At 64.3% G+C, this 13,843-nt stretch carries 15 protein-coding genes; 5 read left to right on the top strand and 10 right to left on the bottom strand.

Features of this window, described 5'->3' with window-relative positions:
* Nucleotides 1-11: 11 nt before the first annotated feature.
* From AX725_RS15290 to AX725_RS15310, 5 genes are read left to right on the top strand one after another with little or no spacing between them, the layout of a single operon-like run.
* On the top strand, nucleotides 12-1,085 hold the full coding sequence (locus tag AX725_RS15290) for a phosphotransferase family protein (RefSeq protein WP_060976956.1): 1,074 nt from the start codon (nucleotides 12-14) through the stop codon (nucleotides 1,083-1,085).
* Nucleotides 1,082-1,864 carry an SDR family NAD(P)-dependent oxidoreductase gene (locus AX725_RS15295; RefSeq protein WP_060976955.1) on the top strand — a complete coding sequence of 261 codons (783 nt, stop codon included), beginning with the start codon at nucleotides 1,082-1,084 and terminating at the stop codon, nucleotides 1,862-1,864. The genes AX725_RS15290 and AX725_RS15295 overlap by 4 nt, the downstream gene beginning before the upstream one ends.
* Nucleotides 1,865-1,895: 31 nt before the next feature.
* Nucleotides 1,896-2,687, top strand: coding sequence for an SDR family NAD(P)-dependent oxidoreductase (locus AX725_RS15300; protein WP_060976954.1), 792 nt, complete (start codon nucleotides 1,896-1,898; stop codon nucleotides 2,685-2,687).
* A gap of 34 nt (nucleotides 2,688-2,721) precedes the next feature.
* The gene (locus tag AX725_RS15305) at nucleotides 2,722-3,942 is read left to right on the top strand and encodes a serine hydrolase domain-containing protein (RefSeq protein WP_060976953.1); all 1,221 of its coding nucleotides are present in this window, start codon (nucleotides 2,722-2,724) and stop codon (nucleotides 3,940-3,942) included.
* A gap of 18 nt (nucleotides 3,943-3,960) precedes the next feature.
* Nucleotides 3,961-5,988 (top strand): 3-hydroxyacyl-CoA dehydrogenase NAD-binding domain-containing protein, encoded by a 2,028-nt coding sequence (locus tag AX725_RS15310; RefSeq protein WP_060976952.1) that lies wholly within the window; start codon nucleotides 3,961-3,963, stop codon nucleotides 5,986-5,988.
* A gap of 81 nt (nucleotides 5,989-6,069) precedes the next feature.
* Here AX725_RS15310 and AX725_RS15315 read toward each other — a convergent pair whose 3' ends face one another.
* From AX725_RS15315 to AX725_RS15360, 10 genes are all read right to left on the bottom strand, one after another.
* Nucleotides 6,070-6,789, bottom strand: a complete 720-nt coding sequence (locus AX725_RS15315) for a tetratricopeptide repeat protein (protein ID WP_067513447.1) — start codon at nucleotides 6,787-6,789, stop codon at nucleotides 6,070-6,072.
* Between the two features lie 138 nt (nucleotides 6,790-6,927).
* Entirely contained in the window at nucleotides 6,928-7,623 is a 696-nt protein-coding gene (locus AX725_RS15320; protein ID WP_060976950.1) for an ATP12 family chaperone protein, read from the bottom strand.
* Nucleotides 7,624-7,633: 10 nt separating this feature from the next.
* A complete protein-coding gene (locus AX725_RS15325) occupies nucleotides 7,634-7,855 on the bottom strand; it encodes a hypothetical protein (protein ID WP_060976949.1) in 222 nt (73 codons plus the stop codon).
* Nucleotides 7,852-8,520, bottom strand: coding sequence for an HAD-IA family hydrolase (locus AX725_RS15330; protein WP_060976948.1), 669 nt, complete (start codon nucleotides 8,518-8,520; stop codon nucleotides 7,852-7,854). The genes AX725_RS15325 and AX725_RS15330 overlap by 4 nt, the downstream gene beginning before the upstream one ends.
* A complete protein-coding gene (locus tag AX725_RS15335; RefSeq protein WP_081097128.1) occupies nucleotides 8,517-9,824 on the bottom strand; it encodes an RluA family pseudouridine synthase in 1,308 nt (435 codons plus the stop codon). The genes AX725_RS15330 and AX725_RS15335 overlap by 4 nt, the downstream gene beginning before the upstream one ends.
* On the bottom strand, nucleotides 9,821-10,213 hold the full coding sequence (crcB, locus tag AX725_RS15340; protein WP_060976947.1) for a fluoride efflux transporter CrcB: 393 nt from the start codon (nucleotides 10,211-10,213) through the stop codon (nucleotides 9,821-9,823). Before crcB ends, AX725_RS15335 begins: the two co-directional genes overlap by 4 nt.
* A gap of 62 nt (nucleotides 10,214-10,275) precedes the next feature.
* Nucleotides 10,276-10,491 (bottom strand): hypothetical protein, encoded by a 216-nt coding sequence (locus AX725_RS15345; RefSeq protein ID WP_060976946.1) that lies wholly within the window; start codon nucleotides 10,489-10,491, stop codon nucleotides 10,276-10,278.
* A gap of 62 nt (nucleotides 10,492-10,553) precedes the next feature.
* Entirely contained in the window at nucleotides 10,554-12,425 is a 1,872-nt protein-coding gene (gene sppA, locus AX725_RS15350) for a signal peptide peptidase SppA (RefSeq protein WP_060976945.1), read from the bottom strand.
* Nucleotides 12,426-12,551: 126 nt separating this feature from the next.
* Complete coding sequence (locus tag AX725_RS15355; RefSeq protein WP_060976944.1) at nucleotides 12,552-13,028, bottom strand: DoxX family protein; 477 nt, start codon at nucleotides 13,026-13,028, stop codon at nucleotides 12,552-12,554.
* A 74-nt stretch (nucleotides 13,029-13,102) separates the two neighbouring features.
* Nucleotides 13,103-13,840 (bottom strand): HvfC/BufC family peptide modification chaperone, encoded by a 738-nt coding sequence (locus tag AX725_RS15360; RefSeq protein ID WP_060976943.1) that lies wholly within the window; start codon nucleotides 13,838-13,840, stop codon nucleotides 13,103-13,105.
* Nucleotides 13,841-13,843 lie beyond the last annotated feature (3 nt).

Here is a 13,843-nt window from a genome sequence, read left to right on the forward strand (position 1 = left end):
GACAGAATCTGATGGAACAGATCGACGCGCAGGCGACGATGACCGGCACGATGGACGTGCCCGAACAGGACCGGCTCGACGAAGCGAGCCTCACCCGCTGGTTCGAGGGCAATGTCGAAGGCTTCGAAGGCCCGCTCACCCTTTCCAAGTTCAAGGGCGGCCAGTCGAACCCGACCTACAAGGTGACCACGCCGAAAGCGGCCTATGTGCTGCGGCGCAAGCCCTTCGGCCCGCTGCTGCCCTCGGCGCATGCTGTGGACCGCGAATATCGCGTCCAGGCCGCGCTCTACGATCAGGGCTTCCCTGTCTCGCGCCAGTTCGGGCTGTGCGAGGATGACTCGGTCATCGGATCGATGTTCTACGTGATGGCGTTCACCGATGGCGCGAGCTATTGGGACGGCACGCTGCCCGGCAAGACCCCCGAACAGCGCACCGCGATCTACAACGCGATGATCGATACGCTGGCGCATCTGCACAGCTTCGATCCCGCCGCGATCGGCCTGGAAGACTACGGCAAGCCCGGCAATTACTGCGCGCGCCAGATCTCGCGCTGGACCAAGCAGTATCGCCTTTCCGAGACCGAGACGATTCCGGAAATGGACCAGCTGATCGAGTGGCTGGAAAAGACCGTGCCCGAACAGCGCGGCGTCGGCATCGCGCACGGCGATTTCCGCATCGACAACATGATCTTCGCGCATGACGAGCCCAGGGTCATCGCGCTGCTCGACTGGGAGCTCTCGACGCTGGGCGATCCGATCGCGGACCTCAGCTATTTCCTGATGAGCTGGGTGCAGCCCGCCGAGGGCCGCAACGGCCTGCTCGGTGTCGACACCAAGGCGCTGGGCATCCCGACGCTCGAGGAGGCGCTGGCGCGCTATGTCGAGAAGGCCGGGCTGGACGAGGTCCCGGACATGGACTGGTATCTCGCCTATAACCAGTTCCGCATCGCCGCGATCCTGCAGGGCATCAAGAAACGCGTGATCGACGGCACCGCATCGAGCGCGCAGGCCGCGCAGATGGCGCAGCGCGTCATCCCGCTCGCCCAGGCGGCGTGGGAATATGCCAAGAAAGCCGGCGCACAGTGAGCGATCGCAGCTTCGATCTGACCGGGCGCGTCGCGATCGTCACTGGCTCCTCGCGCGGGATCGGCGCGGCGATCGCGCGCAAATATGCCGCTCACGGGGCGAAGGTCGCGATCTCGAGCCGCAATCAGGACGCCTGCGATGCAGTCGCTGCCGAACTCAATAGCGAGTTTGGCGAAGGCACCGCGATTGCTGTTGCCGCCAGCATCTCGCGCAAGGAAGACCTGCAGAACCTCGTCGATCGCACCCGGGCCGAGCTGGGGCCGGTCGACATCCTCGTCTGCAATGCCGCCAGCAACCCCTATTACGGGCCGATGGGCGGGATCAGCGACGACCAGTTCCGCAAGATCATGGACAACAATATCCTGTCCAACCACTGGCTGGTGCAGATGGTGCTGCCCGACATGAAGGCTGCGGGCAAGGGATCGGTGATCATCATCTCGTCGATCGGCGGGATGCAGGGATCGGGCAGTATCGGCGTCTACAATATCAGCAAGGCGGCGGACTTTCAGCTGGCGCGCAACCTCGCCTATGAGCTGGGACCCGACGCGATCCGCGTGAATTGCATCGCGCCGGGGCTGATCCAGACCGACATGGCCCGGGCGCTGTGGGAGGACGAGAAGGTGATGGGCTATGTCCGCCGGATCACTCCGCTGCGCCGCATCGGCCAGCCCGACGAGATTGCAGGCGCAGCTGTGTTTCTGGCATCAGATGCGTCGACCTATATCACCGGCCAGTCGATCGTGATCGACGGCGGCACATCCATAGCAGCGGCGCTTTAAGTCGCGCGAAACGAAAGCGAGAGGAAATTCCATGGATTTGCAGGGCAAGGTTGCAATCGTTACCGGGGCGGGCAGCGGCATTGGCCGGGCAAGTTCGCTGCTGTTCGCCGCGCATGGCGCAAAGGTCATCGCCACCGACATTACCGGCAAGCAGGATGACACCGCCGCGCAGAACCCCGATGCCATCACCGCCGTTCAGGCCGATGCCAGCAGCGAAGCCGATGTCCAGATGCTGGTTGCCAAGGCGCTCGAGCTGCATGGTCGGCTCGATGTCTTTTTCGCCAATGCGGGCGTCTCGGGTGGGTTCGAGGGCATTTTCGACCAGACCGTGGAGGAATGGGAGCGCATCCTGAAGATCAACCTGATCGGCCCGTTCCTTGCGATCAAGCATGCAGGCAAGGCCATGGCGGATGCCGGAAACGGCGGCTCGATCATCTGCACCGCCTCGGTCGCGGGGCTCCGTTCGGGCGCGGGTGGCCCCGCCTATACCGCGAGCAAGGCGGGCGTGATCAACCTGGTGCGCATCGGCGCGCAGCAGCTCACCGGCAGCAACGTGCGCTGTAATGCGATCTGCCCCGGCCTGATCGAGACCGGCATGACCGAGTTCATCTATAGCAAGGCGCGCGAAAAGGGCTTCGAAGACAAGATCGGCCAGCTCAACCCGATGCAGCGCGGCGGGGTGCCGAACGAGATTGCCGAGGCGGCGCTGTTCCTGGCGTCCGATCGTTCCAGCTATGTCAACGGCCATGCGCTGGTCGTCGACGGTGGCCTCACCAGCTCGCACCCCTATGCGCGCCAGCGTTTCGGCCAGACAGCCACCTGATCCCTGTCCTCCCTGGAGAAATGAAAGTTATCTGATGTCTCTCTCTGTGTCCGATCCGGCCGATCTTGGCTTCAACCAGAGCCTGCTGGAGCGCATTCCTGCCCATATTCGGGCCAAATATCTCGATACCGGTCGCCTGCCGCACGCAGCCTTGCTGATCGGGCGCGGCCACGAACTGGCGCACCTGTCGCTGCAGGGCAATGCGCGCGAAGGTCAGCCGCTGCAGCAGGATGCGATCTTTCGCATCGCCAGCATGACCAAGCCGATCACCTCGGTCGCCTTCATGCAGCTGGTCGAGGAAGGCCGTATCGCGCTGTCAGACCCTGTCCACCGCATCATCCCCGAATGGAAGGACCTGGGCGTGTTCGTTTCGGGCGGCGGCGCGCAGCCGTTCGTCACGCGCCCCACGACGCAGCCGATGCGGATGATCGATCTGTTGCGGCATACTTCGGGCCTGACCTATGGGTTCCAGGAACGCACGCCGATCGACGCCGCCTATCGCGCGCGCAAGCTTGAGGCGTTTGCCGGGCCGGACCTCGAGGAATTCATCAAGATCCTCGCGCAGATCCCGCTGCAGTTCGATCCCGGCACGGCGTGGAATTATTCGATCTCGACCGACATCCTCGGCGCGATCTTGCAGCGGATGGACGACAAGCCGCTCGACCAGGTCATCGCCGATCGCATCACGAAGCCGCTCGGCATGGTCGACACCCATTTCCAGATCCCTGAAGACAAGCTCGGCCGCGTGCCCGATTGCTATGTCTTCCACCCGACCGAGAAGATGAAGCTCTACGATCCGGGCGCGACCACCGCCTGGGGCCGCAAGCCCAGCCAGCTTTCGGGCGGCGGCGGAATGGCCTCGACGCTTGCCGACTATCACCGATTCTGCCGTATGCTCTTGAACGGTGGGCGGCTCGAAGGGGCACGCATCCTGGGTCGCAAGACGCTCGACCTGATGGTCGCGAACCATCTGCCCGGCGGCGGCGACCTGACCCAGCACAGCAAGGCGCTGTTCAGCGAGGCGGAAAATGCCGGCGCTGGCTTCGGTCTCGGCTTTGCCACCACCATCGACAGTGCAGCGACCGGTGTCGCGGGGTCGAATGGCGATTTCTACTGGGGCGGCATGTTTTCGACCGCCTTTTTCGTCGACCCGGCAGAGGATGTGATCATGATCTTCATGACGCAGCTGATGCCGTCCAGCACCTACCCGATCCGGCGCGAGATCAAGTCGATGCTCTACGCCGCAGTCGAATAAGCTCAAGGAACCAGAACCATGACCGATTCCCCGATTTCCACCGCCAAACATGGCGATATTCTCGTCGTCACCTCGGACAGCCCGCCGGTCAACGCGCTGGGCGCGGCCGTGCGCATCGGCCTCGACAAGGCGTTCGACGAAGCCGCCAGCGACGACAGCATCAAGGCAGTTGTCCTCATCTGCGCCGGGCAGACCTTCTTTGCCGGAGCCGACATCACCGAATTCGGCAAGCCCCCGGTCGAACCGATGCTGCCTGCGGTCATCGCCAAGATGGAAGCGCTCGACAAGCCGGTGGTCGCCGCGATCCATGGCACCGCATTGGGCGGCGGCCTGGAAACGGCCCTTTGCGCGCATTATCGCGTCGCCGTTCCCTCGGCCAAGCTGGGCGTGCCCGAGGTGAAGCTGGGCCTGCTGCCCGGCGCGGGCGGCACGCAGCGCCTGCCGCGCGTCGTCGGCGTCAAGGCCGCGCTTGAAATGACCGCCAAGGGCGATCCGATCCCGGCCAAACTCGCCAACCAATGGGGCCTGGTCGATGAGGTGGTCGAGGAAGGCAAGCTGCTCGAAGGCGCGCTCGCCTTTGCCGAGAAGGTCAAGGCCGTGCGCCCTGTCCCGCGGATCAGTGAGCGCGAGGCAAAGGCCGATCCCGAGGCCATCGAAGCGTTCAAGAAGGAAAATGCCCGCAAGTTCCGCGGCTTCGATGCACCGGCTGCGAACATCGCCTGCGTCGAGGCGGCAACCCGCCTGCCCTTTGCCGAGGGCCTGGAGTTCGAGCGCGGCGAGTTCATGAAGCTGATGTTCGGGTCGCAGTCCGCAGCACAGCGGCACATCTTCTTCGCCGAACGCAAGGCGAGCAAGATCGACGGCATCGCCAGCGACATCGCGCTGCGTCCGATCGCCAAGGTCGGCGTGATCGGCGCTGGCACGATGGGCGGCGGCATCACCATGAACTTCCTGTCGGCAGGCATTCCGGTGACGATCGTCGAACAGGCCGAGGAAGCGCTCAATCGCGGCGTCGGTGTCGTGCGCAAGAATTACGAGGCGAGTGCGTCCAAGGGACGTCTGACGACCGAGCAGGTGGAAAAGGCGATGGGCCTGCTCACGCCGTCGCTGTCGCTCGACGATCTTGCCGATTGCGACCTCATCATCGAGGCGATCTTCGAGAATATGGACGTGAAGAAGGAGGTGTTTGGCAAGCTCGACGTGATCGCCAAGCCCGGCGCGATCCTGGCCAGCAACACCAGCTACCTCAATGTCGACGAAATCGCGGCATCGACCAGCCGCCCAGCTGACGTGCTCGGCATGCACTTCTTCTCGCCCGCCAATGTCATGAAGCTGCTCGAGGTCGTTCGCGGCGCGAAGACCGCCGATGACGTGCTGGCGACGGTCATGAACCTGTCGAAGAAGATCAAGAAGGTCGCAGTGGTTGCCGGCGTCTGCCACGGCTTTATCGGCAACCGCATGCTGATGCCGCGCCAGGTCGAGGCGAACAAGCTGCTCATGGAAGGCGCAACGCCCGAGCAGATCGACCGCGTCCATGTCGAGTTCGGCATGCCGATGGGTCCGTTCCAGATGAGCGACCTTGCCGGTGTCGATATCGGCTGGCACCGCGATCCGAGCCGGATCGAAAGCATCCGCGACGCCTTGTGCGCCGAAGACCGCTGGGGCCAGAAGAAAGGCGCGGGCTTCTATGATTATGACGAGAAGCGAAACCCCACGCCCAGCGCACGCGTCGCCGAGATCATCGAGGATTTCCGCTCGCGCTCGAACATGCCCAAGCGCGAGATCAGCGACCAGGAGATCATTGAGCGCACGCTCTACACCATGGTCAACGAAGGCGCGATGATCCTCGAAGAAGGCATGGCGCAGCGCGCATCGGATATCGATGTGGTGTGGATCTATGGCTATGGCTGGCCGGTCTATCGCGGCGGCCCGATGTTTTGGGCAGGCCTTGAAGGCACGCCCAAGATCGTCGAGGGGCTGAAGAAGCACGGCTTCGCAGTGTCGCCACTGCTCGCGGAAAAGGCGGAGAAGAACGAAGGGTTCTGAGCGCCCCTTTCCTTCGACCGGATACGAAAAGCCCCGCCGGAGCGATCCGGCGGGGCCTTCTTTTGGCGTGTGCCGTCCTTTTTATGCTGCGCCGAGAATGGCATCGACGGCAGGCTTGTTCGCCGCGCTGACAATGCCCTTCTCGCGAAGCTCGGTGCCGACCGGCTTCGCAGCCTCGAGATAGCTCGCGTCACCCGTTGCCTGGTTAAGACCGATCAGGCTGGAAAATTCGGCATTGGCGAGATCGGCATTGGCCGGATCAGACGCGCGCCCTTCCTTGGCAATGGCCAGAGCCTGCTCGAAATGCGGCTTGGCACCCGCCTTGTCCTGCTGGGTCAGGCCGAAATTGCCGAGGTTTACCAGAATGGCCACAAGCGTGTTGCGCACGCCCGCATTGGCCTTGTCCGCTTCGTAAACCTTCATCCACTGGGGCGCGGCTTCCTTGTAGAGCGGCGGGATCGCATCAATCTTGCCCAGCGCGCCCTGCGAATTCGCGGTGATCGTCAGAGCACTTGCCAGGAATCCCGCATTCTGGACATTGCCCGGATCACGAGCGACGATCTCGCGGATGGTTGGCAGCGCGGGTTCGAGCTTGGCAATCACTTCCGCATGGTTGCCCGCCGCCTGGGCCTGCTGAGCGGCAGTGAAATCGGCGATCGCCTTGTTCTGCGCTTCAGCCTGTTCGGGGGTCAGCGCCGCTGCTGCCGCCTGACCGGCGGGTGCAGCGGCATCCTGTGCCATGGCGGGCGCGGCCAGCATAGCGGTTGAAAGAGACAGGGCGGTGATCGCAGATTTCAACATTTCGGAACATCTCCTGATGGGGTTTGCGCGCCTGTCCGGTCGGACGCTCGTGCGTCTGGCTGAAACGGAAAGGCTGGTCTGCAACGAAAAACGATAGCAACGTTTCAAAAACGCCCGGTCCCGGGGATCGTTCCGCGCTCAGCCTTGGGCAATACAGCAAAACCGCCAGGCAGCGTCAAATGCCGCACGGCGATGCTCACGTGCCTGCACCGCCTCGCCATCGGCGCCCCACAGTTCTTCCTGCCACAATTCCTCGAGGCAGATCGCCTGCCAGATTCGTTCGGAATCAAAGGCTTTTTCGAGAAGTGCCAGCGCACAGACGAGCGAACCACCCAGGCTGGTCAGCGTTGAAAATCCGGTCAGGGTGAATGGATCCATTGCCATGACGGGTGCTTTAAGCCGGGACAGGCTGTGCGTCGATTGCGGCTGATGGATGATCCCGGCGACGCGGATCATGCTGATATCATAGCGATTTTCCGCCCATTTCAGAATCGGCTCCCAATCGCGATCCTGGCGTTCGGCCAGCGGATCGCCGGGATCGGCGCGATAGCACAGCGTGTCCGTCTCGCCATAAGCGGCGATGTCATCGACAAAGCGCTGCCGCTGCGGTGCCACCTGATCGATCGCGGCATTGGCAAAGCCGGTCAGCGGCATCGATGCGATGACGATCTCTTCGCCTTGCGCATCCCATTCGCCAGCCACCGCATCGGCCATGGCAGCGGTGGGCAGCACTAGCGGTGCGCGCAGCGGGGTTTTTACCGGGCGGTTGTCGAGCAGGAGCGCACGGCCATTTTCGACAGGCTGGGTGGTGACAGTCTTGTAGAAGCGTTTCATGCAATCACGTTCATTCGGTCGGAGGGCTCTTCCAGCGCTTGACCAGCATCTGCGGCAGGACGAGGAATTCGATCACACCCAGAGCGAGCAGTGCATAGCCCAGCTCTCCGGGGAACCCCTCGATCCGGCCATAGCTGATGGCGACTGCCAGCGCGATGGTCAGCGCGCCTGCCAGTCGCACTGCGCCGATGATGAAGAACCGCGCGCGCGCGCGCTGGTCTTCCGCGTTCATGGCGTGCCGCCGACGATATGGTCGAAGAGCTGGTCCATGGTGAAGGCAATCGACGCCGCGCCTGCCGCCTCTAGCTCATGCGCATCATGATAGCCCCAGTCGACGCCAATCGGGCGGACATTCGCCGCCACGCCCATGGCCATGTCATAGCTGGTATCGCCGATCATGACCGCGGCCTGGGGTTCGGCCCCGGCATCGCTCAACGCCTCGAAAATCATCGAGGGGTGCGGCTTGGAGGGGTGCCGGTCGGCGGTCTGCAGCGAGACGAAGCGCTGCTTGATGCCGTGGTGCGTCAGGCACAGGTCGAGCCCACGATCGGACTTGCCCGTCGCCACTGCAAGCAGCCAGCCCGCCGCATCGAGCCGATCGAGCAGATCGGGAAGCCCGTCATAAAGCGGCTCGTGCTGCAGCGTGCCGTTGCCGCGCAGTTCGTGAAACGCGTTCTTGTAATGATCGGCCAGCACGACATGAAAGGCCGGGTCCGCTTCCGGCAGCATCACCCGCATCGCCTCGACGAGCGAAAGCCCGACGATCCGTCGTACCAGATGGTGATCGGGATGGCCGAGCCCCTCGGCGGCATAGGCCATTTCCATCGCCTTGCAGATATTCGCCTGGCTATCGACCAGCGTGCCGTCGCAGTCGAAGATCGCGAGTCTGGTCGTCATGGCTTGCGCGGGCCAGTCTTCGGGGCTGTCCGTGGCTTGACCGGCCGAGGCTTTCCAGCGGTTCCGGCAGATTTCGCCTTGGGCCTGCCGCTTGGTTTGGTCGGAGCGGATCGGCTGCGCCGTTCGCCCCGTCGTTCCTTGCGCAGTGTCTTGGCATGCGCCTTGGCCTGCTGCTTCTTCACCTCGCGCGTCGCGGGCGGCGGGCCGTCATCGGCAAAGGCAGCGTCGCCCAGCGACAGGTCGAAGCCCAGCTGCTCCATCGAATCTGCGAAATGCTCGGGCAGATCAGCGATCACGTCGAGGGCGGGACCATCGGGATGCGCGATCTTCAGGCGGCGCGCGTGCAGATGCATCTTGCGGCTGATCGTTCCGGTCAGGAACGCATCGGGCCCGCCATATTTGCCGTCACCGACAATCGGATGACCGATCGCGGCGAGATGGACGCGCAGCTGGTGCGTACGCCCCGTGAACGGCTGAAGCGCGATCCAGGCGGCGCGCGAACCGGCGCGCTCAATCACCTGATAGGCGGTGCGCGATGGCTGGCCGTTTTCCTTGTCGACATGCATCTTCTCGCCGCCGGTCCCCGGCTGCTTGGCGATGGGCAGTTCGATGAGCCCCGAATAGATATCGGGCACGCCGACGACGAGCGCCCAGTAGATCTTCTTCGCGCTGCGTCCGGCAAAGCGCTTGGAGAAATAGGCGGCACTGCCCGGCGTGCGCGCGAGCAGCAGGGCGCCCGACGTATCCTTGTCGAGACGGTGGACCAGCTTGGGGCGAACCGGGCTCTCGTACATGAGCGCCTCGGTCAGGCCATCGACATGCGCATGGGTGCGCGTGCCACCCTGGGTGGCGAGGCCCGGCGGCTTGTTGATGACGAGCGCGGCGCGATCCTTGTGGATCACCAGCGATTGCGCGAACGCGACTTGGTCCTCGCTCAGCGTTCGCGGCGCCGGCTTGGCGGCGGGCCGGTCGATATCTCCATCGGCGGGCGGGATGCGGATCGTCTGTCCGGCCACGATGCGGTCGCCGGGGCCGACGCGCTTGCCGTCGAGCCGCACCTGTCCCGTGCGCGCCCAGCGCGAGACGAGGTTGAAGTTCACATCGGGCAGATGCCGGTGGAACCAGCGATCGAGCCGGATGCCGTCATCGTCCGCATCGACCGTGAACTGCCGGGCTTCGGCAGATTCCTTCGAAATCGATGCGCCCACACCTGCGGTGCGTGCGCGGGCAGTTGCCGGACGACGCGGGCCAGAAGGCTTCCGGGCGGCGGGCTTGCGCGCGGGGGTTCGAGCCGGCGGCTTCATGCGATCGACCTCGTGACGACAAAGCCTGCGGCCACGGCCGCCAGCGAAAGCAGGACCGAGGCCAGCGCATAGCCCAGTGCGGTCAGCGCCGCGCCGCGCTCCAGCATCTGGAACAGCTCAAGCGAGAAAGCGGAAAAGGTAGTAAAACCGCCAAGCACCCCGACGCCGAGAAACAGCCGGAGCGGTTCTGCGACCTGGCCCTTCAGCACGAGCGCCGCCAGCACGCCCATCGCCAGCCCGCCGAGCACGTTCACCGAGAGCGTGGCTGCAGGATAGCCGGTGTGCCCCAGCCGAACAGCGAGCAGCGTCGCCTGAAACCGAAGCGCCGCGCCGATTGCGCCGCCCGCCATCACCAGACCGGTGGCCTTGAAAGTCAAATGCGCGTCCATTCCGCTGCCTTAGCGGGATTGGACGCGCATTGGGAAGGGTTATTCGGTGTTTCGGGTCCCTGTCAGGCGGCGTGACCGTCGCGCGCAGCAGCCTCGGCCTGTTCGAGTTCGGCGGCTTCGGGGCCATCAAGCGCATCGGCGGCCTCGCGAGCCTTTTCCTCGACCTGCTGCTTGTCGGCAGCAAAGTCTTCCTGGGCTTCGCGATAATTCTGCGCGGCCTTGTAATTGCCTTCGCCAAATTCCTTGCCCGCGTTCGGGTTCTCGGCCTTGTCGGTCATGTGCATGCTCCTGATCGAGTGGGTTCTCGTCTCGATACGCGGACCGCAAAAGCCGGTTCCCTTCAGCGCCTGAACAGTGTCGCCAACCAGCCCGCATCGGCCTTGGCGATGTGGCGCGGCGGCAATGCGCCCGAACATTCGAGGCACCACGCCTGCACGCCTTGCGCCCCGCCCAGCACGTTGAGGTCGCCCAGCACCTGGCCCAAGGCCGCGCGCTGCTGCCAGGCAAGCCGGGCGACGAGGCCGGTCGCCTGCTTTTCCTCCTCGGCGGGCGCGAACATGCCGGAGACGAACTGCTCGAACGGATCGGGCTCAGTCTCGAGATATTTGACGCTGTAGCTGTCCTTGCCAAGCTTGGCGCGCTTCGCCGCCTCGGCAATCGCATCGTCGATCGACCCGAAACGGTCGACCAGCTTGATCTGGCGCGCAGTGCCGCCGTCCCAGACGCGGCCCTGGGCAATATTGTCGACCTGATCGACGCTCATCCCGCGGGCCTTGCCGACCAGCGCCAGGAAGCGGCGATAGTCATGCTCGATCGTGCCCTGGATAAAGGTGTCGACCGTGCTGTTGAAACCGCCGAACACATCGGGCTGGCCCGAGAGCGGCGTGGTCGCAACCCCATCGGCCTTGACGCCATATTCGGCGAGCGCGCGCTCGAAGCTCGGCAGCACCGCGAAGATGCCGATCGATCCGGTGATCGTCGAAGGCTCGGCAAAGATCGCATCTCCCGCAGTCGAGACCCAATAGCCGCCGCTGGCCGCGACATTGCCCATCGACACGATGACCGGAATCTTGCGCGCGCGATATTCCTCGATCGCGCGGCGGATCTGTTCGGACGCAAAGGCCGATCCGCCGGGCGAATCGACGCGGACCACCAGCGCCTTCACCTTGTCGCGCTTGAGCCCGTCGTGGAGCAGCTTCTCGATGCGATCGCCGCCGGCGGTGCCGGGGCCGGCCTCGCCATCGACAATGGTGCCCGCAATGGTCACGACCTGCACCTCGTCGCCGCCGGTCTTGGCCGGGTTGGCCGCGACCCAGTCCTTGAGGCTGGTATGCTTGAATGCGCCGGGCCCCTCGTCCTCGTCGGCGCCTGCCAGCTTGGCGACGCGCTTGCCGAATGTGGTGCGGTCACCGACCTTGTCGACGATCTTGCGCTCGGTCGCGATCTTGACCAGATCGCCATTGGCCGCTGTCACCGCGCCTGCGGGATCGGCGATCAGCCCGGCAATATCGGCCTGGGGCCGCGCCTTCTTGACCACTGCCTGCCAGTTTTCCCAGATCGGACGGTAGACCGCGAGCAGCGCTTGCTCGGCCTCGGGCGACTGGTCGGAGCGCAGATAGGGTTCGACCGCGCTCTTGAACGTGCCGACGCGATAGACATGCGCGGTTACCTTGAAGCGGTCGAGCGCGTCCTTGTAATAGAGCCGCGTGCCTCCGGGGCCGGTAAAGGCCGAGCCGCCCATCGGATCGACCCAGATCTCGCTGCCGTGCGCGGCGAGCATATAGGCTGCGTCGCTGTAGAAGGTGGCGAAGCTGAGCACCGGTTTGCCCTTGGCCTTGGCGCGGCCGATCGCCTCGCCCACCTGTTCGAGCGACACCTGGCCTCCACCCATGAAGCTGGCGAGATCGAGCACGATGACCTTGATCCGGTCGTCGGTCGCTGCGGTATCGATTGCGCGGATCAGGTCGCGCTCGCGATATTGCTTGAGCGGCGCCTGACCGCCAAGGATGGTGGCGAACGGGTCGATATTCTCGGGCTCCTCGACGATGACGCCGTCGAGCTTGACCAGCAATGCGCCGTCGGTCACCGCCGCCGGATTGGGCCGCCATGACAGCGCCGCAAGGATCAGGCCGAAGAACAACAGCATCGCGATCAGGACCAGACCGTCCTTGATCGCCACCAGCACCTTCCAGGCGCCCTTCACAAAACCCATTATCTGCTCCGCATCGGGCGGACATGCCCCAGAGGCCCTATCTAGGCGAGCCCGGGTTAATTTGCCACTGCCTCGCGCGACAGACGGGTGATGCAGTTCGACCGCCGACTTCGCGAAAGCCTTGGGTCAGTGCGCGAAGCCCGATGTGCGCGGCGGCGCTGCGAGCGAGAGGCGGCGATCGAACAGCCGGTCGAGCGCGAACAAGCCGCCCCCACGCGCAATCAGGATCGCCGAAAGCCCAAACCACATGACATGCGGGTTCCAGAAGGCTTCGGGATAGACGAACAGCTGGATCACCGTGGTCATCACGAACAACCCCGCCGCCCCGAAGCGCGTCGCCAGGCCCAGCATCACCAGAATCGGCAGCGCATGTTCGGCATAGGTCGCGATCGTGCCGGTGATCTCGGGCGCGGGCATGTGGTATTCGTCGCGGAACAGGTCATAGGTGATCGGGTTGATCGTGAGGAAGCTCCCCTCCTCCACCTTGGTGCGCGCCGATCGCCAGAATTGCGCGGCGAGCGCAAGCCGCACGACCAGCAGGGCAAGGCCATTGAAGGCAGGGCTATCGAGCAGCGCGAGGCCGCGTTGGATCAGGGTTTTCATCACGGGCTATCCGGCAAGTGGGGACTGGTGCGAGATCGAGACGCCCCGGATCACACCGGGCACCCTGCCCGGCCTTACCCTAAGGATCGAACCAGCGCCCCTGCGCCGACCAGCGCAAAGACTGCCGGCAGTGCCTCTGCCTCTCCAGCGCTTTCGATGGCTTGCGCCAAAAGGTTACCCATGGTCGCGGGAAATTGCGTCTGCATTACCAGATTGGCGGATAGCGGGGCGAGCGGATGCAGCAGCACCTCATGCGCTGGCCGCGTGATCAGCAGGTAACGCATTTCGGGCGCGGCACGTTCGGAAAGCTCAGGCATCAGCGCCCTCAGCGCAGCGTGGGTTTCGACAATCCGCATGGAAGGATGGAGCGCAAGACCAAGGTCGAGCAGCCCCTGCTCGTCCAGGCCGGCCAGGTCGGCCAGCTCGAGTGCCTGCGCCTCTGGCGAATGATAGCTCTGCAGCCACGCCCATTCAATCCGCGCAAGATCGACGGCTGCCGCATCATGGGTTTGGTCTGCGAGATATTCGGCAAGTCCCTCGCCAAGCCCCATCAGCTTGCGGCGGCGGACATCGGGCCGTTCGATGAAGGTCCGGGACAGTGCGTTGAATTCGGGCTCGCCAAGATGTTCACGGGTGCGCGGATAGGTCTCTTCCAGCGCAACTAGCCTGGCATGGCTGATGGTGTTGGCGTGCGCCCTGAGGCCCAGCAGCGCGCGGTCGGGGGCGCCGGCAAACAGGCCTTCGGGAAATGCCGATGGCCCCTTTTGCAGCACCGCGATGAAACGGGCCTGATCGTCCAGCAGATCGCCCATGTC

This window comes from Blastomonas sp. CCH9-A1, from assembly GCF_001557175.1.
GTDB classification, from domain to species: domain Bacteria; phylum Pseudomonadota; class Alphaproteobacteria; order Sphingomonadales; family Sphingomonadaceae; genus Blastomonas; species Blastomonas delafieldii_A.

What these genes read in the sequence shown, in the direction of transcription:
- AX725_RS15290 (WP_060976956.1), top strand. Translation starts at nt 12, where the DNA reads ATGGAACAGATCGACGCGCAGGCGACGATGACCGGCACGATGGACGTG.
- AX725_RS15300 (WP_060976954.1), top strand. Translation starts at nt 1,896, where the DNA reads ATGGATTTGCAGGGCAAGGTTGCAATCGTTACCGGGGCGGGCAGCGGC.
- AX725_RS15305 (WP_060976953.1), top strand. Translation starts at nt 2,722, where the DNA reads ATGTCTCTCTCTGTGTCCGATCCGGCCGATCTTGGCTTCAACCAGAGC.
- AX725_RS15310 (WP_060976952.1), top strand. Translation starts at nt 3,961, where the DNA reads ATGACCGATTCCCCGATTTCCACCGCCAAACATGGCGATATTCTCGTC.
- AX725_RS15315 (WP_067513447.1), bottom strand. Translation starts at nt 6,789, where the DNA reads ATGTTGAAATCTGCGATCACCGCCCTGTCTCTTTCAACCGCTATGCTG.
- AX725_RS15320 (WP_060976950.1), bottom strand. Translation starts at nt 7,623, where the DNA reads ATGAAACGCTTCTACAAGACTGTCACCACCCAGCCTGTCGAAAATGGC.
- AX725_RS15325 (WP_060976949.1), bottom strand. Translation starts at nt 7,855, where the DNA reads ATGAACGCGGAAGACCAGCGCGCGCGCGCGCGGTTCTTCATCATCGGC.
- AX725_RS15330 (WP_060976948.1), bottom strand. Translation starts at nt 8,520, where the DNA reads ATGACGACCAGACTCGCGATCTTCGACTGCGACGGCACGCTGGTCGAT.
- AX725_RS15335 (WP_081097128.1), bottom strand. Translation starts at nt 9,824, where the DNA reads ATGAAGCCGCCGGCTCGAACCCCCGCGCGCAAGCCCGCCGCCCGGAAG.
- crcB (WP_060976947.1), bottom strand. Translation starts at nt 10,213, where the DNA reads ATGGACGCGCATTTGACTTTCAAGGCCACCGGTCTGGTGATGGCGGGC.
- AX725_RS15345 (WP_060976946.1), bottom strand. Translation starts at nt 10,491, where the DNA reads ATGACCGACAAGGCCGAGAACCCGAACGCGGGCAAGGAATTTGGCGAA.
- sppA (WP_060976945.1), bottom strand. Translation starts at nt 12,425, where the DNA reads ATGGGTTTTGTGAAGGGCGCCTGGAAGGTGCTGGTGGCGATCAAGGAC.
- AX725_RS15355 (WP_060976944.1), bottom strand. Translation starts at nt 13,028, where the DNA reads ATGAAAACCCTGATCCAACGCGGCCTCGCGCTGCTCGATAGCCCTGCC.
- AX725_RS15360 (WP_060976943.1), bottom strand. Translation starts at nt 13,840, where the DNA reads ATGGGCGATCTGCTGGACGATCAGGCCCGTTTCATCGCGGTGCTGCAA.